This is a genomic window from Phenylobacterium sp. LjRoot219, from assembly GCF_964252995.1.
Classification (GTDB): Bacteria; Pseudomonadota; Alphaproteobacteria; order Caulobacterales; family Caulobacteraceae; genus Phenylobacterium.
The window spans coordinates 1280583-1299392 of sequence record NZ_CAXUQI020000002.1 but is presented as its reverse complement, the minus strand read 5'-3'; the positions used below and the strand labels follow the sequence as shown (position 1 = coordinate 1299392).

Below are 18810 nucleotides of genomic sequence, written 5' to 3'. Positions count from 1 at the left end.
CCATCATCCGGAGACTCGCCATGGCGAAGGGCATGCCCAGGCGGTTCACCGAGGCCGCGGCGGCCGCCTTCCTGGTCGCAGTCCGTTCAGACGATCCGCGTACCTACTCGGAAGAGCGCTCCGCCCCACCCCGCCCCCGGGTCCTTGACCCGAGCCCGGACGCCTTGGCGAACTCGCTTCGCCGAGCGGAATAGGCCGGCGCGACCATGGGATAGTCGCTCGGGAGGCCCCACTTCGCCCGGTACGCCTCCGGCGTCATCCCCAGAGTCCCGAGATGGCGTTTGAGCATCCGGTACTGCCGCCCGTCTTCGAACGAGACCAGGTAGTCGTCGCCGATCGACTTTCGGATCTGGGCTGCGCTGGCGCGGGCCGCCGTCGGAGTTTCGTCAGGGGCGGAAGCCGAGCCGCTGAGAGCGCCGTGCACGGAGCGGATCAGGTCCGGGAGGGCCGATATCTCGACCCTGTTGCGCTCCACAAAGGCCGCGACAATCTCGCTGGTCAGCTCTGCAATTTGCTTATCGGGCATGTGTCTCACCTCGCATGCCCTCCCCGGTTCACCATTGGCCAAAATCCGGCGTCTTCAGCAAGTCCGCAGTTAACTCCCGCGTCTGCTCCACGCCTTCCAGTCAACGAGTCCCCCCGTTTTGCGTTCAGTACTGAAACACCTTTTGGCCGCGGCAGACCTGTTCCTAATTGCGACGCCGGCGCTGGCGGACCTCTGCGACGCCGCTCCGCAACATGGCCCGCTTGCAGCCTACCTCCGCGCGAGCAAGCCTTCTCCGGCCCTGTGACCTATGTGGCCGTCGGCGACGGACCCGAGCCGCGTGCGGCGAAGGCGACGCTCGAGCGGCTGGTTGAGGGCCGCCAGGTGAGCTGCCGCGCCACAGGCCCGACCTACGACCGGGTCGCCGCCGAGTGCACGCTGCGGGGCTGGTCGCTCGGTCAGCTGCTGCGCGCAACGGCGCACCTCAGGGTGCGCCGCGGCTGGGCCAACCCGCCATAGGGGCGTTAACTCTGCCTTGAAGTCGTCACGACGGCGACCTCTCACAACCACAGTGCACGCCCACCGTGCCGGCGTCGGCTGAGTGGCCCTCGACCTACAGCGCCGATCCAGCACGGCCAGCCGGTCTCGGTGACGGCCAAGCTCCGATCAGCCGCAAAGCTGAAACTCAAACGGGACTGGGACCTTGCGCGAAACGGCTGACACCATCGATGAGGCGCGCACATGGCTCGAGAAGCCGATGGACGCCGATGATTTTCGGCGGCTCCTCATGGCCATCAAAGCTGCGCTCGAAGAGCACGATGGTCCGCTCTGCTCCGGGGATCTGGCCAGCCTGGTCGCCGCCGAGCGTGAGCACACCGCCGACGCCGGTGTCCGCGAAGACGGGCGCGAACGAGCGCGGTCGCATCGCCTGGACTGCGAGTCGTCGGCTGGGAAGATCTAGAGCGCGTTCGCCTCAGGCAGCAGTGAGGGGGCAAGGTGCGTCGGGTCTCCGCCGCCGGAGAAATTCGACAGCGTGACGCCGACCAGCCGGACGCCCCTGACCGGCGGAAACACCGAGCGGACGAGGCCGAGGCTCACGTCATGAAGCTTCGCCCGGCTGTCGATTGCCCGCGAGAAGGATTGGCTGCGGGTCGATTGCTGGAAGTCCGACCACTTGATCTTCACTGTGACCGTGCGCCCGCGCTGCCTGGTCTTCTCGCACCAGCCCCAGACATCGTCGGCCATGGCGATCACGCCCGCCTCGATCCGCGTGGGATCTGTCGAGTCATGGTCGAAGGTGGTCTCCGAGCCTGAAGACTTGCGCTCGCGGTTGGGATTCACTGGCCGATCGTCCTGTCCCCTGGCGACGGCGTAATACCAGCCGCCGACCTTGCCGAAGCTGGCGTGCAGCTGCGCGAGCGACCAAGCCTTGAGGTCGGCGCCTGTGTGGATCCCCAGGCCATGCATCTTGGCCGCCGTGGCCGGTCCCACGCCGTGGAACTTCGCCACCGGCAGGGCCGCCACGAAGGCCTCACCCTCGTCCGGCATGATGGCGAACTGCCCGTTCGGCTTGCGCTGACCGGACGCGAGCTTGGCGAGGAACTTGTTATAGGAGACGCCGGCCGAGGCCGTCAGGCCGGTCTCATCGAGGATGCACGCGCGGATCGCCTTGGCGGTGATCCAGGCCGTTGGCAGCCCCGCCCTGTTCGCGGTGACATCGAGGTAGGCCTCGTCCAGCGCCAGGGGTTCGATCAGGTCGGTGAACTCGGCGAAGACGGCGTGCACCTGCTGGGAGACCGCGCGGTAAACCTCGAAGCGCGGCGGCACAAAGACCAGCTCGGGGCACAGGCGCAGCGCCCGGGTCGACGGCAGCGCCGAGCGCACCCCGAACTGCCGCGCCTCGTAGCTGGCGGCCGCCACCACGCCCCGTTGCGCCCCGTGGCCGACCGCCACCGGCCTGCCCCGTAGCTCCGGATTGTCGCGCTGTTCGACCGACGCGTAGAACGCGTCCATGTCGACGTGAATGATCTTGCGGATCGACTGCGTCATCTCGGTTGGCCCTCGCGCCGCTGGTTCAGACTTCGGGCGTCAAAACAGGCGGCGGCCATGCTGCGGGCGACTCAGGAAACTGGAGCCCGCACAATCTCAGTTTCTCGTTTTGTTCGCAAATGAACCAAGCTGCAGCGAATGCCGGCTGCCTCAGCTTGGTCAGCCCCTGGAAAGCTCGAGCGCCTCGTGGGGACGCACCTTTACCGTTCCTCGCCGCCGCACGGATGCATGCAAGAGCGCCAGCCTGTCCGAGGGCAGGCCCGCGTGTTCGAGCGCGCCGCACAGCGAACCAAAGCGCCGCAGGTAGATCTGGTGTCCGATGAGGTGCGGATCGGCATCGATCGTCCGGAGGCACACGTAACCATCGCGCTCCCACAGCCGGCGCAGCCCCGCGAGAAGATCCGCGTCGGTCAGCCCAAGCTCAACCTCCGCCATGCGGCGCGTCTGAGCGCGGCGATTGGCGGCGCTGAGCAATTCGGACTGGGTGTGAGGCAGGCCCGCTAGCTCATAAGCGCGTCTTAGAGAGCCGAACCGCGCCGCGTAATTCTTGAACGACGGCAAGCTCGCATCCGCTTCAATCACTTTGGACGTAAGATACCCATGTCGGTCATGAGCCGCCCTCAGTAATGCAAGTAAATTGCGATCTAGCTTTTCAGAATCTTCTTCGGCATCGAGATACGAGCTCCAGTCGGGAAAATATCCGATCTTCACGTACGCATTGTTGATGCTCCCGAAGCTTCGCGTGATCGCCTGGACGCCCGGAAGAAAGACGCAGGCGTTGATCAGTCGGTAAGTCAGGCAGCCATGCTCCCGCAGGAGGCGGCGTAGCCCCGCCAGCAGCACCATTTGCTCCGGCAATTCCTTGACGTGCGCGAGCCGCCTGATGGTCGCGCGTCGGAACAGGCTCGGCGGCACGATCGCCGGCCCCACCCTGACACGGATCCAGGTTTCCGGCGGCGTCACCTTCCGCGGCGCCTTCAGATATCTGCGGGTCTTCGCGAAGACATAGTTGCCGATAACCCGCTCGTTCTTGAGCACGCTTCTGACGCGATAGGCCGTCCAGGACGCTCCCTCGGCCGCCGGCGCGCCGTCCGCGTTCAGTTCACGGGCGATCGTCGCCATGCCGCGCTCGCCGATCACATATCGCAGGAAAATCCGTCGGATGACCGCTTGCTCCTCCCGCGGCCCCGGAATGAGGGTGACGTAGTCGCTGGGAAGCGGCTTTCGATATCCTGGCTCCAGGGGCGCTCGGGGGTTACCGGACGCGTCCACGACAACGCGACGAAAGCCATAGGGGACGCCGCCGCCCTGGTGATGCCCCATCGCAGCGTGGCGCCGCCGCGCGGAGCTGACCTTGCTCGACAGTTCGCGGCTGTACTCGGCCGCCATCAGCCGCTTGAGCTGCTTCACGATGGAAGCGGTCGCGCTACCGTCGTTGTCAAAGGCCTCTGCACAATATACGACGGCGACGCCGGCCTCGCGGCACAGGAACTCGTAGTGGGCGGATTGATCTAGATCTTGGAAGCGTCCCCAACGGCTGACGTCCAGAACAAGGACTGCGCTAAAGTCGCGCTGCAAACTGATGGCGTCGGCCAGGAGGGACTGCAGCCCCTTGCGCTCCTTGAGCGTAAGCCCGCTCCGGCCAGGATCGAGGTAGGTCCGACAGATCTCGTAGCCCTTGGCCTCAGCGTAGTCGGCTATGACCGAGGCCTGGTTTCCCAACGAGTACCGCTGGTGCTCCGTGGACATGCGGAGGTACTGGACCGCTCGGACCCTGGGCTCTTCGGACATCCGCTAACCTCCGGTCGCGGAAGTGCGCCTACAGGTGACCTCTGGTCCCTAACCTGTGCGCGACGGCGTGCCTTAAAGCAGGCCCCAACCAACGAACGGCGGTTCCGCCCTCACCCAAGGGTGGATCGCGCTTTAGCAGCGTTCGGAGAAACGGTCGTGCGCATCGAGCCTGCGCACGAGCAAGTCGATCTCGCCTCGGTAGATCTCGGCCCTCAGGAAGGCGAGCTCCGCCTCCCGCTCCGCTTCATCCACATCGACATACCAGGCGCGCGGGCCGCCGCCGCCGCCGTCGTTCCAGCGATAACCTCGGGTTTTCAGCGCGTCCTTGAGGTCAAAGGGCGAATTCTCGGCCCAGATGCGCCAGCTGGGCTTCCGGGCCTGGTCAAGAAGGTTTCGAAGCGCAGGATGCCCGCTTCGCGGCAACGTCCGGGCTAGCAACTCTACACCCGCCAAACAGTCTTGGACCGCGCGATGCTTGTCGTAGAAGAACCCCGCGCCGGCGGCCAAGTAGGCCAGCTTCACCCCCTCAAACCCCTCCTCCGCCCAGTTCACCTGGCTCATCGAGCAGGCCCAGGGTTTGGTGGTGAACACATCACAGAAGCGCTCCAGAACGCGGCGGTCGAAGGCCGCGTTGTGCGCGACCACGAGCGCGGCGGGCGCCGCGAACGCCGCCACCTCCGCCGGGTCGATGTGCTTGCCGGCGACCATCTCGTCCGTGAGACCAGTGATGGCAGTCACTTCCGGCGGAATCGGCTGTGAGGGCTGACGCAGCTGATTAAAGGGCTCCCCGACTTCGAAGACCCGCCCGTCCAAGCCGTAGGTGAAAGGCACCATGGCCAGCTCGATGATCTCGCACCGCGCCGTGTCCAGGCCGGTCGTCTCGACATCGACGAATAAGCCTCTGCGCAGCCGGACATCTTGCGGCGCTTCCGCCCGCGGCCTCGGCTCTAGCCTGCGTAAGACACGATAGAGACCGCTCGCCTCGAGCGACGCGGCAAGGCCTTCAAGGTGATTTCGATCTAGGTCGGCCAATTCCGAGCTCTCGTGCTGCGTCACATCTTCATGTCGCAGATTCTGACGGAGGCCGGCATCCCTTGCGGTTAGCGCCGAACCACCTGCGAGTCCCGGGCCGCTTCAACGTCCGGAGATAACTGCATGGATCTTGATGCCTCGGAGGTCACCGCCTTCGCCGCAGCGATTGCGCTGGTTGTCACCTCAGTCGGCAAAGCCATCGCAATGGTGGTCTGGGCCTTCCGGCACAGGTAGCCCACCTGGGCGGGGCCTGCGGGCAGTCAGGCGTAAAGACGTGGGATCGGCGATCTGGCGGCGAGCGCGGCTTTCATCTGACTTGTCGCGCCGGCCCAGTCGCCGGGACACGGCTGGCGGAACAGCCGGGCCGAAGGGTACCAGGGGCTGTCCTCGCGATCACGCAGCCAGCGCCAGTCGCTGTCGACCGCCGGCAGCAGGATCCAGGTCGGAGCGCCCAGCGAGGCGGCGAGGTGCGCCACCGCCGTATCGATGGTGATCACCAGATCGAGGCCGGCGATGATCTCGGCGGTGTCGAGGAAATCGCGGGCGCCGGTGGCTTCCGGGCGAAGATCGCGGCCCAGCGTCAGGAGTTCGGCCTGCACCGCTTCAGGCGGCGTGCGCTGTGCGTGCTTGGCGAAGTTTGGATTGCCCGACGCCATGACGCCGACGCCGGCCCCGCCGCGCCATTGGATCGGCAAGGGCGCCGGTGGCGGCAGTGTCTCCAGCGTGACGCCAAGGCGCAGCGGCACGGTCATCGCGTAGGTCCAGAAATCGAAGTCGTCACGGCTGAGCCGGGTGTGCCCCTCCAGCAAGCGCGCGAGCTCGCGGCTGCAGATCAACCGCACTTCGGCCCCACGGGCCTGGAGAGGCTGGATGAAGCGCGCGAACATGATCTGGTCGCCGAAGCCCTGTTCACCGAGCACTGCGAGCCGCTTGCCGGCCAGATCTTCACCGGTCCACTCAGGCCAATCCGAATTCAGCACAGTCAGGTTCAGCCGCTTGAGCCTGCGCCGGCGCTCGTGCAGCGGCCAGGCCTCGGCGTAGCGGCCCTCGCGCAGCAGGGTTAGCGAAAGGCTAGCGGCGCTCTCGTCGCGTCCGGGGGCGGCGTCGAGCGCCTCGCGATAAAAAGAGATCGCCTGGTCGTAGTCGCCCCGCTGCTCGTGCAGGACTGCGAGGTTGTGCTTCGCGACGCCGATCGTCTGCTGATACAGGCTCGTCGCCGCGGCGAGATCGCCACGCTGATGGGCCTCGATTCCGCGCTGCAGGACGTTGCTCATGGGGCCTGCCTAGCACGCCACGCTCAAACCTAAGAAATTCAGCCCGCGGGCTGCGCGATCGCCTCTCCTAGCTCCCCAGGGCGATCCCCGTGCCGGAACGGTGCGTATTGCAAAGTGCGCTACAAGCGCCCACCTTAAGACCCGGAGGAAGTCCGATGGCCACACCGCTTTCCATGCGTCTGCCGGAACAGGACCTGGCGATCATCGACCGCGCAGCTGATCTGCGCGGCCGCTCGCGGACCGACTTCGTACGGGAGGCCGCGGTAAGAGCCGCTGAGGAGGTTCTGCTGGAGCAGTCGGTCGTGCGGCTGGACCCCGCCGACTTCGAAGCGTTTAAGGCCGCCCTCGATGCGCCGCCTGGCGCCGTGCCCGAGATGGTGGAGCTGCTGAAGCGCCGGGCGCCCTGGGAACAATAGTGGCGATCTCCGTACCGGAGGTCCTCACCGCCGAACACGACCTTACAAGCTTCAACTGCGGCAAGCCCGCGCTGAACGCATGGCTCAAGACCCGCGCCCTGGCCAACCAGAGGAACGGCTTCACCGTGGTGGTCGTCATTCACGACGCGCACAGGGTCGTGGGCTACTACGGGCTCTCGCCGACCGCCGTTGAATCCGCGGTCCTGCCGAGAAGGATCCGAACCGGACAGCCACCCAACCCCATCCCCTGCCTTCTACTAGGGCAGCTCGCGATGGACCTCGCCTATGCCGGCCGTGGTGTCGGTACGGCTCTCGTCGGCCATGCGCTGGAGCGGGCGGTGCTCGGCGCGCGTCTAACCGGCGGTCGCGCCCTTCTGGTACGGGCGATCGATGAGGACGCGATTGGATTCTGGAGGCGCCGCGGCTTCCTGTCCTCGCCCGCCGATCCGTATCTGCTGCTTCGCTCCCTCCCTGATATCGAGGCCTCGCTAAGGGCTGCGGGACGCCTGTAGCTTCCCGGAGGCGACCCGACCAGCGCTCGCGACCCATCTAGGACGTTGCCGCGCAGCGACTCTTATGCGTCCGCAATAACGGGCCAAGCTCCATCGACAGGGTTCCACCCGAGTGCGCGGCTTCGCGGAAGGGCTACAAGGACACCTCCTCCGGACAGAGGGTCATCGTCATGGGAACGCTGAAGATACTGGGCGCGCTCGCCGTCGTCACCGCCAGCTCCGCCTTTGCGACCATCTCCTACCCGAAGACCGCCCAGGCGCAGACCCCGGGCATGGATCGGCGAGACGACCGCCAAGACACACGCCAGACGTCCAGGGACGTGAAGCAGGCGTGCAAGGCGGGCGACGAAAACAGTCGCCCCGAGTGCCGGCAGGGCAAGCGCGATACGAAGCAGGCAGGCCGGCAGGGGGAGACCCCACCCGCGAACCCAGCGAACCCAGCTAAGCCGGCGACTGGCGCGCAGCCCTGAGGCCATTCGCGCCGCGATGGCTGAGCTTGAAGATCTCGCCAATTCGACGGCGTTCCTGCGCGGCGGTGGCAGGATGGCCAAGCTCGTCGCGAATTTCGACTGGACCACGACGTCGCTTGGTCCGCTGACCACCTGGTCGCCAAGTCTAAAGAATGCGGTTTCGCTTATCCTCGCCTCGCACATGCCTACGGCGGTCCTCTGGGGCGAGGAGGGCGTCACCATCTACAACGAGGCCTATGCAACCCTGATCGGCAGACGGCACCCGCGGGTGCTCGGGCAGAAGATGTGCGACGCGTGGCCGGACTACGCTCCACGCGCAGTACAGATGATGAAGTCCGTTCTGGCGGGCGAGACCCTCACGTTCCGCGACATCGAGCTAACGGTCTACCGCTCGAACCAGGCGGCGGAACAGATTTGGATGAGCAGCCAATGTTCGCCGGTGCGCGACGAAGCCGGCCAGCCAGCGGGCGCGCTTATTGTGTGCGTGGAGAATACGGAGCGGGTTCTCGCCGAGCGCAGGGCCGCCATAGAGCTGAACCGCCTACGCACCATCTTCGAGCAGGCTCCGGGCTTCATCTCGATGTTGAGCGGACCGGACCACGTGTATGAGTTCGTGAACGAAGCCCACAAGCGCCTTTTCGGTGATCGCGACGTGGTAGGCAAACCGATCCGTGAGGTGTTCCCGGATCTACCCGACCAAAGTTACGTCCAAATGCTCGACCGGATCTACGCGACGGGCGAACGCTTTGTTGCGCGCGCGTTCCCGGTCCTTCTGCCGAGCCGGGACCGCGGAGTCCTTGAGGAACACATCCTGGACTACGTCTTCGAACCGATCACCGATAAGGAGGGGCACGTTGTCGGCGTCTTCGCCGAGGGCTTCGACGTCACCGAGCCGGCGCGCGCGCAGGCGGCGGCCGAGGAAAGCGAGTGTCGGCTAAGCGCGGCTGTCGCTATCGCTCGCCTCGGGGCCTTCGAATGGGACCTGGACATGAACCGGGCGACGCTCGACGACAGGGCGCGGGAGATCTTTGGGTTCAGCCCAGATGAGGGCGACCTCGAGGTGAACGACGTCGTTCGGCGGATCGACCCCGACGACTATCGCCGCCTCGCGGCGGAAAGCAACGCCGCGCAAGCCGAGGGCCGAACGCGCCACGAATTCGAGTTCCGCATCCGCCTACCGGGCGGCTCAACGCGGAATATCGCCACTGTGAGCGACACCCTGACGGGGCCAGATGGTCGGCCGACACGGGTGATGGGCGTGTTCAACGACGTGACCGAGCAAAAGCGCGCGGAGGCCCACCAGCGGCTCCTGATCAACGAGCTCAATCACCGGGTGAAGAACACGCTCGCGACGGTGCAATCTATCGCCGCCCAGACCTTGCGCTCCGCGCCCGATCTGAAGTGCGCGAAGGACGCTTTCGAAGCTCGTCTTGTAGCGCTCGCGTCCGCCCACGACCTCCTGACCGCGCAAAGTTGGCACGGCGCCCCACTTTCCGATGTGGTCGCCAGGGCAATGACTGCGTTTGAGGCGACGCCTCATGCGATCAGCCTGTCTGGTCCGCCCATCTGGCTCTCAGCCCCGCGCGCCTTAGCGCTGAGTTTCGCGCTGCACGAACTCGCCACCAACGCAGCGAAATATGGCGCCCTGTCGGCTGTGGGAGGGCGGGTGACTATTCGCTGGAGCTCCATCGCCGGTGAGCTGAACTTGCGTTGGATCGAGCGAGGCGGCCCGCCGGTGACAACGCCCACTCACACCGGCTTCGGCACGCGCCTGCTTCAGCGCGGCCTGGCCCACGAACTGCACGGGGAGGTCACACTCACGTTCGCACCGGAGGGGGTCCACTGCCAAATCCGGTGCCCACTTGAAGACGAACATCGCGCGCCTGCGGCGGTTGAGGCCAAATGAGGTGCGGGCGCAGGTCGGAGATCCACCCCTTGCGGCAATTCCGAACGTCCCCTGATCCGCGATAGCCACTGGAGGGGGCACCCCACCGGTCGGAGGGTGAGCCACTGGGCGCCTTCCCGATCCCCGGCGAGTTATCCGCATCGCCGACCTGGCGCCTGAAGAGGCCGAGGAGTTCATCAGAATGCTCCAAGAGAGCATTCTGATGAGGATGGCGTGGAGGAAGTGCGCTCGGCTTCGCCAGACGGCCCCGAATCCTAGGCGCTGCCGCCCGAACCGAGAAGTTGGCTTCGCGACTGCTTAGCGGCGCGCCCCTTAGTGCGCCGCCGGCGTGTTCTCGGAGATTTCGCACAGCGTTTTGCCGACGGCCTTGGCGCCGTAGTCGATGGCGACGTCACCAAGGGACAGTATGCCCGCAAGCTTTCCACTTTCGCTCAGCACGACCAAGCGGCGAATCTGCTTCGAGCTCATCTTGCCGGTGGCGTCGGCGACGTTGTCGTCCTCGCGGCAAGTTTCTACGCCCTCGGTCATCACCTCGGAAACCGGGGTTTCAAGGCCCTTCCCCTCGGCGACCACGCGCAGGACGATGTCACGGTCAGTGACCAGACCAACTACCTTGCCGTCGTCGACGATCGGCACGGCGCCGCTCTCGACCTCGGCCATGGTGCGGGCGACGTCCTTGATGGTGGTGCGCGGCGTCGCCGTCGTCACCTGGGCGGTCATCACTTCGCTGACCTGCATGGTAGAGGCTCCATTCCTGACTTTATCGGCGGTGAAGAACCCCCAAACGGCGGAGCCGTTCCCGAATCCTCCGCCCTCGAGGTAGTCCTTGCCGACATCGCGCGTCGGGAGATCAATTCGCGTCAGGGGCCGACCGAGCTGCGCCAGAACCGGAACTCGGAACACCTCCCGAAAGTGGAACTTCGCGGCGCCGACCCGTCTTGAGGCCGGCTGCAGCAGCTGCTTCGCTGTTGCGGCAGGCGAACGCCAGGCGGACGCACTCGAACGGCAAGCCGCCGCCACGAGCCACGAGGCCGAGGAGACAGCGCACAATCGCAAGGCTGACGCGGTAGAGAACGCCTCCGACGGCCAGTCCGACGCCATGCATAGGCAAGTGGACAAGGACCACTAGCTTCACGGCCGTTCGAAGGATCCGTGCCGCCGGCAACGTCTGAGCAGCAGTAGCCGAGGTTCGGCCGGCTCCAGGAACGCGTAGCGGAGTCACCGCTGTACCCCGAACCGTCGTGGCCACATTCTCGGAACCAGGAAGGTCAGCGCTCCGGCAGACTGCCGGCTTGGATGAGGAGATCGGGTGGCGGATCGCAGGCCCGGGCGGCCAAGGTCGTCACCCCGGGGCGAACGGGCGCCCGCCCGCGAACCCTCCGGCTATTCACTCACCACCGTCACGACCGCCTGCGCTACTTTCAGCCGCGCAGATGCGGCGACCAAGAGGTCAACAGCGGCCTGAAGGGCGACGCGGGCGTCCTCCATCATCAGCGCGAGCTGTTCGTCGCTGTTATCACCCCTGGCCTTCGCGCGGCGCGCGAGCCCGACCATTTCCGCCTTGCTCATGCCGACGAGCGCTGCCGCCGTCGCCGCGGCGGTCGCATATTGTTCTAGAGCCTGCGCGAAGCTCGCCGCCGTGACCGCGGCCACCTCCGTCGCCGGTTCGAAGTCGATGGCGGCGATCTGCTCAAGGGGCACGGCCTCGGGGTGGCGCCTTCGCCAAGCGGCAGTTTGCGTCATGGTGATCACGGGGGCGTGGCCTTTGCGCATGGGCTCCTCTCCAGCTCCAGCGCTGACCACAACGCCCAACCGGTGGCGTAGGGTTCCCGCAATGCTTCGTGAGGCGATGTTGCGTTGGCCGTCCCCCTGGCTGCGGCCGACAAAGGCGATTTACGACGCGGTGATCCCCGCGGGGCCGATGAACTGGGGACTGAGAGGAGGTCCACCCCCGTCGCTGAAGCGGCGGGAGTGGACTGTTCTCTGACGGGCCTAGGGATGGGACCTAGGAGAGGTCGCGCCGCCGCTCGTCGGCCGGTCCGGCCGATTGTCGTCGTCGTCAATGTATCCGGAGCCTTCATCGGTCGCGAAAGAGCGGCTCTCGCCGTATCGCCGGCGCTCGGCCGCGATCTGGTCGAGACTGTAGGGCTGGGCGTCCGGATCGAAACGCGACCAACCTTCCGTCCGGTAGGCTGCCCCCCGGACCCGCGCGTCGACGCCGCGTTGCTGATCCAGGAGAGCCTCGATCCGACTGGTTTCACGGTCGTCGGCCTTCACACTCACTAAGGTCCCGCCCCGCCGGACACCTTCCGAGTAGACGTGCGCTTCCTCGTCGGAATGGCCGGCTTCCTTGAGAGCGCCAAGCAGCCCGCCCGCAGCGCCCCCGGCCGCCGCGCCGGCAGCTGCGCCAAGCGCCGTCGAGGCGAGCCAGCCCGCGGCGACGACAGGGCCCAGGCCGGGGATCGCCAGCATCCCTAGGCCGGCCAGCAGGCCAGCTGCTCCGCCGAGGAGTCCGCCCGTCGTGGCCCCCTTCGCCGCGCCTTCAGCGGTGTCGTTCTCCCCGTCCCGGTTGCGGTCGCCGAGCGGTCCCTTCGTGGAGGCCGCGTGGCGGTGGCCTTTGTGCCAGTTGTCCGTGTTGTTGGAGACCAGGCTGATGCGTTCATGATCCACACCCGCGCGCTCAAGGTCATCCACCGCGCGCAATGCTTCGGTGTGGCTGTCGAACAGCCGAGTAATCGTTCGCGTCATGGTAATTATATCCTTATCCTACGTTATTTCGCCGAGACTGCACCCTTGTAATCGACGGAAACCTGCACCGACTTTCCGTTCTTCTTGGCGGCGCCCGTCCAGAACCCGTCGGGGGTCTTGGTCAGGGCGGAGACATCCGTGTAACCGGCGTTCTCGATGTGCCCTTTGGCCTGCCCCTCGGTGAACGAAGTGGAACCGGGCGTCTGGGCCGCTTCGGTCTTGTTCGTCTCCGTATTGACGGGGTCGTTCTGGGCCGAGCTGGGCGGGGACACGGCTCCTCCCGCATCGGCCATACCGCCCGCGGCGCTGGCCGTGGCGTTGGCGCCGGCGGCTCCAGCGTCGCTTATGGAAGCTTCCGCGTTGGACGCAGTTTCCGAGGCTGGCTTGGAGCAGGCTCCAAGGGCCCCTACCGCCATCACCATGCTTGCAAGCAAGGCCGCATTGTTCGTTCGCATGATCAGGTTCTCCCGCCCAAAGACCGCAAAAAGCGCCCAGCAGCTCCTTCCGTTCCACACGTGACGCTTAAACAGCCGCCGGCGCCGCTTCCGGCTCCTACGGGCTCGCTGCGGGGATGAGACCCCGGGTCTCTGAAAGCGATAAAACCTCGGAACTTCCGGAGCTTAATGCCGATTATCCGCGCGCCGGCGCTGCAGGCGAATGCAAGCCCTGTGGACGGAACCGGTGGCACGGAGGAGATCTGCCATGAGCAATATGGAGGCCAGTGAAGCGCCGGGAGGCCCCCGGTCGACAAAGGAGATGGCGGCCACCGCCGCTGAGACCGTGAAGCACGAGGCGGCGACTTTTGCCGGCGAGGCTCGGGAAAAGGTCGTCGATAAGCTTGAGCAGCAGAAGCAGTCTGCAACGCAGACGCTCGGTGAATTCGCCAATGCGATCCGAAAGGCGGGCGACGAGCTCGACTCGACTGACCCGTCGATGGCCACGCGACTGGTGCGGCAAGCCGCCGATGGGCTCGAGGGCCTCGCCCGCTCGGTGTCCGACAAGCGGCCCGAAGAGCTCTTGGACGCGGTGCGCGACTTCGGCAGGCGCAACCCCACAGCTTTCATCGCGGGCTCTGTTCTGGCGGGCATCGCCATAGGCCGGTTCCTGAAGAGTTCGAGCTCATCGACCGAAAGCAGCATTGAGCCTATGGCGAGCAGCATCCAGGCGCGTGCGCCGGCGACCTTCTCGGCCGCTGACAGCACCTTGGGGCCCGACGTCTATGATCCGATGCTCGATCCAGGGGAGTTCGCCGATCCCACGACCGCGGCCGCAGGGGAAGCCCCTTCCGACACCTTCGGGGACCGCGGCCGTCCAGGTTCGGGAGGCTGAGCCGTGTCTGAAACCGACAGCCGATCAATCCCTGAAATCATATCTGCGATGACCGGGGATCTCGCGACCCTCGTGCGCAAGGAGTCCGAGCTCGTTCGCACGGAGGTGTCCGAAAAGATCTCCGAGGCGGCGCGGGCGGGCGTGTCGATGAGCATCGGCGCGGCCCTGCTGCTCGGCGGCTTCCTCTGCCTGATGGCGGCGCTCGTGCTCGCGCTCAGCCACGTCATGGATCCCGCCTGGGCCGCGCTCCTGGTCGGCGTCGTCGCCGGCCTCGTCGGCTACACCCTGCTGCGAGGCGCCGCCAAGAAGGTGCAGCCCTCAGCGCTCGCGCCTGACCGCGCCGCCCGCCAGATCCGGAAAGACGCCCAACTCATGAAGGAGCAGGTCCGATGAGAACCTCAGCTGAGGTCGAAGCGGAAGTCGAAGCCTCGCGCGACGACCTCGACCGCAATGTGGAAGCCCTGAAGCAGAAGATGACCCCAGGCCAGCTGTTCGACGAAGCCGCACGGATGATGGGCGGGACAGGCCAGCAGGTGGGCGCAAGGTTCGCCGAGCAGGCCAAGGCCAATCCAATGCCCCTCGCCGTCATGGGCCTTGGGCTTGCCTGGCTGATGATGAGCAACAACCGCGCCGCCGCAGGGCATGCCTCAGGGTACATCGGCGAGCCGCGCAGCTTCAGCGCGACGCCCTTCGAAGAGGCGAGCTCGCACGGGAGCGCCGGTGTCGGTGCGGAGTTGCGGGACAAGGCGCACGTGGCGGGTGAGAAGGCTCACGACATGATCGCCGGGGTGCAGGACCGCGTCGCCGGCGCGCGGTCTGCAGCCGCCCACGCGGGCGAGGGTTTGAGCTCTATGGCCGCCTCCACCCGCGATAAGGCGAGCCAGGCGGGCCGCGAGGCGCAACGCACCTTCCTTGATGCCTTGGAGAGCGAGCCGCTGCTGATCGCCGGCCTCGGCCTGGTGGTCGGGGCCGCCATCGGGGCTGCGTTGCCGGCTACCCGCACCGAAAGCCAGATGATGGGCGAGACGCGTGACCGCATGCTGGAGCGGGGCAAGGAACTCGCCCAGGCCGGCATGGAGAAGGCCGGCGTGGCGGCTCAGGCCACCTATGGCGCCGTGAAGGCTGAACTTTCCAGCGACGATGGGCGCCCCCTCGAGGAGCGGCTTGGAGACGCGGCCCGCTCCGGCGTCGAGGCGGGCCAGGAGCAACTGCAAGGGCCGCCCCACTGACGGCGGCGACGGCGATCCGGAGGTGTTCGACCTCGGACTGGACACCTCCGGGTCATCTCCGGAACCAGGGAGTCTCTCGGTGCACCCGCGCAGGCCGCCCGCGGATCGTTTGGCGGCGCAAACCCTCTTGGAGATCTCAAAAAATGTCGATCATTGATAAGGCCTTGGCCGCAGTCACCCCACCTGAAAGCGAGGAGAAGCGCGCGGAGGCCACGCGCAAGGCCCGGGCCGCAGCAGGTTCAGGCGACTGGCTCGCTCACGCGCTGGACCATCACGACCAGATCCGCATGGCCTTCGAGGCATGCCGCTCCGCCACCGGCGCCGGCGCCCGCACTCAGGCTATGAAGCAGCTGGCGCTGGTGCTCAACGGTCATTCGCTGGCCGAGGAGGTCGTACTCTACCCCGCCATGGCGAAGGCGGGCGAGAAGGCGCACGCCGGTCTAGCCTATTCCGAACAGACGACCGCGAAGATGCAGATGGCGGAGCTCGAACGCATCGACCCAGCGACCAAGGAATGGCTCGACAAGCTCGAGCACATCCGCGGCGCCGTGCTGCATCACGTCTATGAGGAGGAAGGGACCTGGTTCCTCGAGCTTAAGAACAAATACGACGACCAGGCCTTCCTGACGGTCCGCTTCCTTGAAGAGTTCGAGCGGTATGTCGGCGAGGCGAGTCGTTCTGCATCGGCCGAGCGGCGGTCGTTCGCGCGCGACGATGGCATGGATCAGCCGCCCGCCTAGGGATGTCGCCATGTGGAGGTCGGGCTGGATCCGCGGCGGCGTGGTGCTGGGCTTCGCCTTCGGCGGCTTCTTTGACGGCATACTGCTGCACCAGATCCTGCAGTGGCACCACCTGCTGAGCCTGGTAAGCGGTGCGGGCGACCTCCGGCGACAGGTGCTGTGGGACGGTTACTTCCATGCGCTGATGTATCTTGTCGCGTTCGTCGGACTGGCCGGCTTGTGGCGCGCCTATTCCGGTGGCGAGCAAACCAGGCTGAGCCGACCCGCCGGCGCCGCGGCCATCGGCTTCGGCTCCTGGCATGTGGTCGACGCCGTGCTGTCCCACTGGATCCTTGGGATCCACCGCATCCGGATCGACAGCGAGCGTCCGCTGCTCTGGGATCTGCTCTGGCTCGGCCTCTTCGGGCTGCTCCCATTGTTACTTGGCGCCGCGCTCCTTCGGCGACCTACGGCCGTGCGCACAGGCGCGAGCCCGCGCCTGGGTATTTGGGCCGCCACCTTGCTCGCCCTGGGCGCAGGCGCCTGGACACTCACGCCGCCGAAGGATCAGCGCTTCACCACCGTCCTGTTCAGAGCCGACGTCCAGCCAGCCGGCATGGTCTCCGCCCTCGCCGCCACCGACGCCCGCCTCGTCTGGCTGGACCCCGCGCAAGGCGTCGCGGTCGTCGTGGCGCCGCGAGAGCGGCGCTGGATCTTCTTCCGTTACGGCGCGGTGTTGGTGAGCGGATTGGGCGGCGGGGCGGGGTGTCTCGTCTGGACCCGCGCCTAGCAGTCGCAACCATACGGCGGTGTACGACGTCCATAGGCGGCGACCGGAGATTGGATAGGCCGCGTCCCGCGCCGCTCGCCCGAGCACCAAAGGGCCCGGGCTTCACAGATCTTCTATGCACCTGGAGACGCACTCGGCCTGGAGCCGAGTGAACGCCTTCCCATCCGCCGCGTTCGTGCGCCGAGCCGAGGAGCGACGCCGGCCATGGCCCTGGAAATCAGCACGCCACCCCTGAACACGCCGAAGCCTGTGGCGGACGATGTGTGGATCGTCGACGCGCCAGCGATCCATCGGGCCGGACTGACGCTGCCCCTTCGCATGACGGTCATCCGGCTCGCGGGCGGCGAACTTCTGCTGCACTCGCCCACGGCCTTTGACGCCGGTCTCGCCGCAGCGCTCGACGAGCTCGGACGCGTGCGCCACCTGATCGCGCCCAGCTTCGGCCACTGGATGTTTCTGCAAGCGTGGCGCCAGGCCTATCCCGAAGCGATCGTCTGGGCCGCGCCGGGCCTCAAGCGGCGGCGCCAAGTGCGCGCGTCCGGCGTGACCATCGACCAGGAGCTCAGCGACACGCCACCTGAGGCTTGGGCTGGGCAGATCGAACAGGTGGTCGTCCGCGCCGGGCCGTTCGCCGAAGTCGAGTTCTTCCACCGGGCGAGCCGAACGCTGGTGCTGACGGACCTGATCGTCGATGTCGAGCCCGAGCGCTTGCCGGCCCGCCAGCGTGGGCGGGCGCGCCTTCTCGGCGTGGCGGCCTCCCGGGGCAAGGCTCCGATCTACCTTCGTCTGTTGTTGCACGCCAATCGTCCGCAGCTCCTCGCGCCGGTGGCGCGCCTCCTCGCCTTCGACCCCGAGCGCGTGATTTTCGCCCACGGACGTTGGTTCGAGGCGGACGGTGGCGCGAGGCTCCGGGAGGCTTTGGATTGGTTGCTGTCGCGAGCCGAAAGCGGCGAGTTCGCTGGCCGCACCGTGGTGGTCACCGGCGCCTCCAGCGGCATTGGCCGGGCCGCAGCGCTGGCGTTCGCCCGCCGAGGCGCCAACCTCGTGCTGGCCGCGCGTCGCGCCGACCTGCTTCAGGACCTCGCCGCGGAATGCCGGGCGCTAGGCGCCGACGCCCTGGCCGTCCCGACGGACGTCACCGATTGCGCGGCCGTTGAGCAGCTGGCGCAGGCGTCCGAGGCTAGGTTCAGTCGCATCGACATCTGGATCAACAACGCCGGCGTCGGCGTGTTCGGCCGCTTCCACGAGACCGACGTCGCGCTGCATCGGCGCACGATCGAAGTAAATCTACTGGGGGCGATGCACGGCGCCGCGGCCGTCACGCCGCGGTTCGTCCGGCAAGGCTTCGGCACTCTGATCAACAACATCTCGATCGGGGCCTGGTCGCCAACGCCTTTCGCCGCCGCCTACACGGCCAGCAAGTTCGGACTCCGCGGCTTCACTGCGAGCCTGCGGCAGGAACTTTCGGATCATCGCCGCATCCATGTCTGCGGCGTCTTCCCGGCGATGATTGACACCCCGGGCTTTGCCCACGGCGCCAACACCTCCGGCCGCTCGCTCGATCCAGGGCCCTTGCTTTATCGACCGGAGGACGTCGCCGAGACCTTCGTCAGCGTCGCCCGCAGGCCCCGCGCCGAGACGCCGGTGGGTTGGCCGGCGGCCGCCGGCAAGATCGCGTACGCAGTCGCCCCGCAGCTGACCGAGCGCGGGATCAACGCCGCAATCCGCGCCAGCCTATCGCAGGCGAAACCCGCCCCGCCGACGAGCGGCGCCGTGCTGATCCCGTCTGCAGCAGGCCGCGCCGCGAGCGGCGGATGGCTGCAGTCCAAGCGGCTGCCCTCAGGCCGCGTGCTTAGCGCCGCAGTGGCCGGCGGCCTGGGCGTCGTGGCCATCGGCCTGACGGTGATTAAGCTCGCGCAACGGCGCCGCTAGGATATCACCGGCTGGCGGGGAGAACGGCTCCGGCGCCTCGAAACCCGCGCGACTCGGCGCCCCCAGAAGCGCCGCCTGCCCAACCTGGCGAGCCGGGCGCTTGTCGGCTCCAACCCCCCGGAGTTGCGA

Annotated in this window: 21 protein-coding genes; 12 read left to right on the top strand and 9 right to left on the bottom strand. The window is 66.9% G+C overall.

The window, feature by feature from the left end; all coding sequences use genetic code 11:
• Nucleotides 1-103 precede the first annotated feature (103 nt).
• On the bottom strand, nt 104-526 hold the full coding sequence (locus tag ACSQ14_RS24030) for a MucR family transcriptional regulator (protein WP_436017285.1): 423 nt from the start codon (nt 524-526) through the stop codon (nt 104-106).
• Nucleotides 527-787: 261 nt separating this feature from the next.
• Between ACSQ14_RS24030 and ACSQ14_RS24025 the strand changes: the two genes are divergently transcribed.
• Both ACSQ14_RS24025 and ACSQ14_RS24020 read left to right on the top strand, forming a co-directional pair.
• Entirely contained in the window at nt 788-1003 is a 216-nt protein-coding gene (locus ACSQ14_RS24025) for a hypothetical protein (RefSeq protein ID WP_436017283.1), read from the top strand.
• A gap of 184 nt (nt 1004-1187) precedes the next feature.
• Nucleotides 1188-1445 carry a hypothetical protein gene (locus ACSQ14_RS24020; protein WP_436017281.1) on the top strand — a complete coding sequence of 86 codons (258 nt, stop codon included), beginning with the start codon at nt 1188-1190 and terminating at the stop codon, nt 1443-1445.
• Here ACSQ14_RS24020 and dinB read toward each other — a convergent pair.
• The 4 genes from dinB to ACSQ14_RS24000 form a co-directional block, all read right to left on the bottom strand.
• A complete protein-coding gene (gene dinB / locus ACSQ14_RS24015; protein ID WP_436017279.1) occupies nt 1442-2533 on the bottom strand; it encodes a DNA polymerase IV in 1092 nt (363 codons plus the stop codon). The genes ACSQ14_RS24020 and dinB overlap by 4 nt on opposite strands.
• 159 nt (nt 2534-2692) lie before the next feature.
• Complete coding sequence (locus ACSQ14_RS24010) at nt 2693-4324, bottom strand: recombinase family protein (protein WP_436017277.1); 1632 nt, start codon at nt 4322-4324, stop codon at nt 2693-2695.
• Between the two features lie 132 nt (nt 4325-4456).
• A complete protein-coding gene (locus ACSQ14_RS24005) occupies nt 4457-5356 on the bottom strand; it encodes a 3'-5' exonuclease (RefSeq protein ID WP_436017275.1) in 900 nt (299 codons plus the stop codon).
• Between the two features lie 260 nt (nt 5357-5616).
• Nucleotides 5617-6630, bottom strand: coding sequence for a tetratricopeptide repeat protein (locus ACSQ14_RS24000; protein ID WP_436017273.1), 1014 nt, complete (start codon nt 6628-6630; stop codon nt 5617-5619).
• 155 nt (nt 6631-6785) lie between these two features.
• Between ACSQ14_RS24000 and ACSQ14_RS23995 the strand changes: the two genes are divergently transcribed.
• From ACSQ14_RS23995 to ACSQ14_RS23980, 4 genes are all read left to right on the top strand, one after another.
• A complete protein-coding gene (locus tag ACSQ14_RS23995) occupies nt 6786-7046 on the top strand; it encodes a DUF1778 domain-containing protein (protein WP_436017271.1) in 261 nt (86 codons plus the stop codon).
• Nucleotides 7046-7558: a GNAT family N-acetyltransferase gene (locus tag ACSQ14_RS23990; protein WP_436017269.1), complete on the top strand. Its 513-nt coding sequence runs from the start codon at nt 7046-7048 to the stop codon at nt 7556-7558. Before ACSQ14_RS23995 ends, ACSQ14_RS23990 begins: the two co-directional genes overlap by 1 nt.
• Nucleotides 7559-7728: 170 nt before the next feature.
• A complete protein-coding gene (locus tag ACSQ14_RS23985) occupies nt 7729-8028 on the top strand; it encodes a hypothetical protein (protein WP_436017266.1) in 300 nt (99 codons plus the stop codon).
• Nucleotides 8029-8044: 16 nt separating this feature from the next.
• Nucleotides 8045-9934, top strand: a complete 1890-nt coding sequence (locus ACSQ14_RS23980; RefSeq protein ID WP_436017264.1) for an HWE histidine kinase domain-containing protein — start codon at nt 8045-8047, stop codon at nt 9932-9934.
• 312 nt (nt 9935-10246) lie between these two features.
• Here ACSQ14_RS23980 and ACSQ14_RS23975 read toward each other — a convergent pair whose 3' ends face one another.
• From ACSQ14_RS23975 to ACSQ14_RS23960, 4 genes are all read right to left on the bottom strand, one after another.
• On the bottom strand, nt 10247-10672 hold the full coding sequence (locus ACSQ14_RS23975; RefSeq protein WP_436017262.1) for a CBS domain-containing protein: 426 nt from the start codon (nt 10670-10672) through the stop codon (nt 10247-10249).
• Nucleotides 10673-11317: 645 nt separating this feature from the next.
• Nucleotides 11318-11707, bottom strand: coding sequence for a hypothetical protein (locus ACSQ14_RS23970; RefSeq protein WP_436017260.1), 390 nt, complete (start codon nt 11705-11707; stop codon nt 11318-11320).
• Nucleotides 11708-11926: 219 nt separating this feature from the next.
• The gene (locus tag ACSQ14_RS23965; RefSeq protein WP_436017258.1) at nt 11927-12682 is read right to left on the bottom strand and encodes a hypothetical protein; all 756 of its coding nucleotides are present in this window, start codon (nt 12680-12682) and stop codon (nt 11927-11929) included.
• Nucleotides 12683-12705: 23 nt separating this feature from the next.
• Entirely contained in the window at nt 12706-13137 is a 432-nt protein-coding gene (locus tag ACSQ14_RS23960) for a hypothetical protein (protein ID WP_436017256.1), read from the bottom strand.
• Between the two features lie 247 nt (nt 13138-13384).
• On the opposite strand from ACSQ14_RS23960, the gene ACSQ14_RS23955 reads away from it, so the two are divergent.
• From ACSQ14_RS23955 to ACSQ14_RS23930, 6 genes are all read left to right on the top strand, one after another.
• Nucleotides 13385-14011: a hypothetical protein gene (locus ACSQ14_RS23955; protein WP_436017254.1), complete on the top strand. Its 627-nt coding sequence runs from the start codon at nt 13385-13387 to the stop codon at nt 14009-14011.
• Between the two features lie 3 nt (nt 14012-14014).
• The gene (locus tag ACSQ14_RS23950; RefSeq protein ID WP_436017252.1) at nt 14015-14404 is read left to right on the top strand and encodes a phage holin family protein; all 390 of its coding nucleotides are present in this window, start codon (nt 14015-14017) and stop codon (nt 14402-14404) included.
• Entirely contained in the window at nt 14401-15240 is an 840-nt protein-coding gene (locus tag ACSQ14_RS23945) for a DUF3618 domain-containing protein (protein ID WP_436017250.1), read from the top strand. The genes ACSQ14_RS23950 and ACSQ14_RS23945 overlap by 4 nt, the downstream gene beginning before the upstream one ends.
• A gap of 143 nt (nt 15241-15383) precedes the next feature.
• A complete protein-coding gene (locus tag ACSQ14_RS23940) occupies nt 15384-15980 on the top strand; it encodes a hemerythrin domain-containing protein (protein WP_436017248.1) in 597 nt (198 codons plus the stop codon).
• A 10-nt stretch (nt 15981-15990) separates the two neighbouring features.
• On the top strand, nt 15991-16749 hold the full coding sequence (locus ACSQ14_RS23935; protein ID WP_436017246.1) for a DUF2243 domain-containing protein: 759 nt from the start codon (nt 15991-15993) through the stop codon (nt 16747-16749).
• 204 nt (nt 16750-16953) lie between these two features.
• Nucleotides 16954-18681, top strand: a complete 1728-nt coding sequence (locus ACSQ14_RS23930; protein WP_436017245.1) for an SDR family oxidoreductase — start codon at nt 16954-16956, stop codon at nt 18679-18681.
• Nucleotides 18682-18810 lie beyond the last annotated feature (129 nt).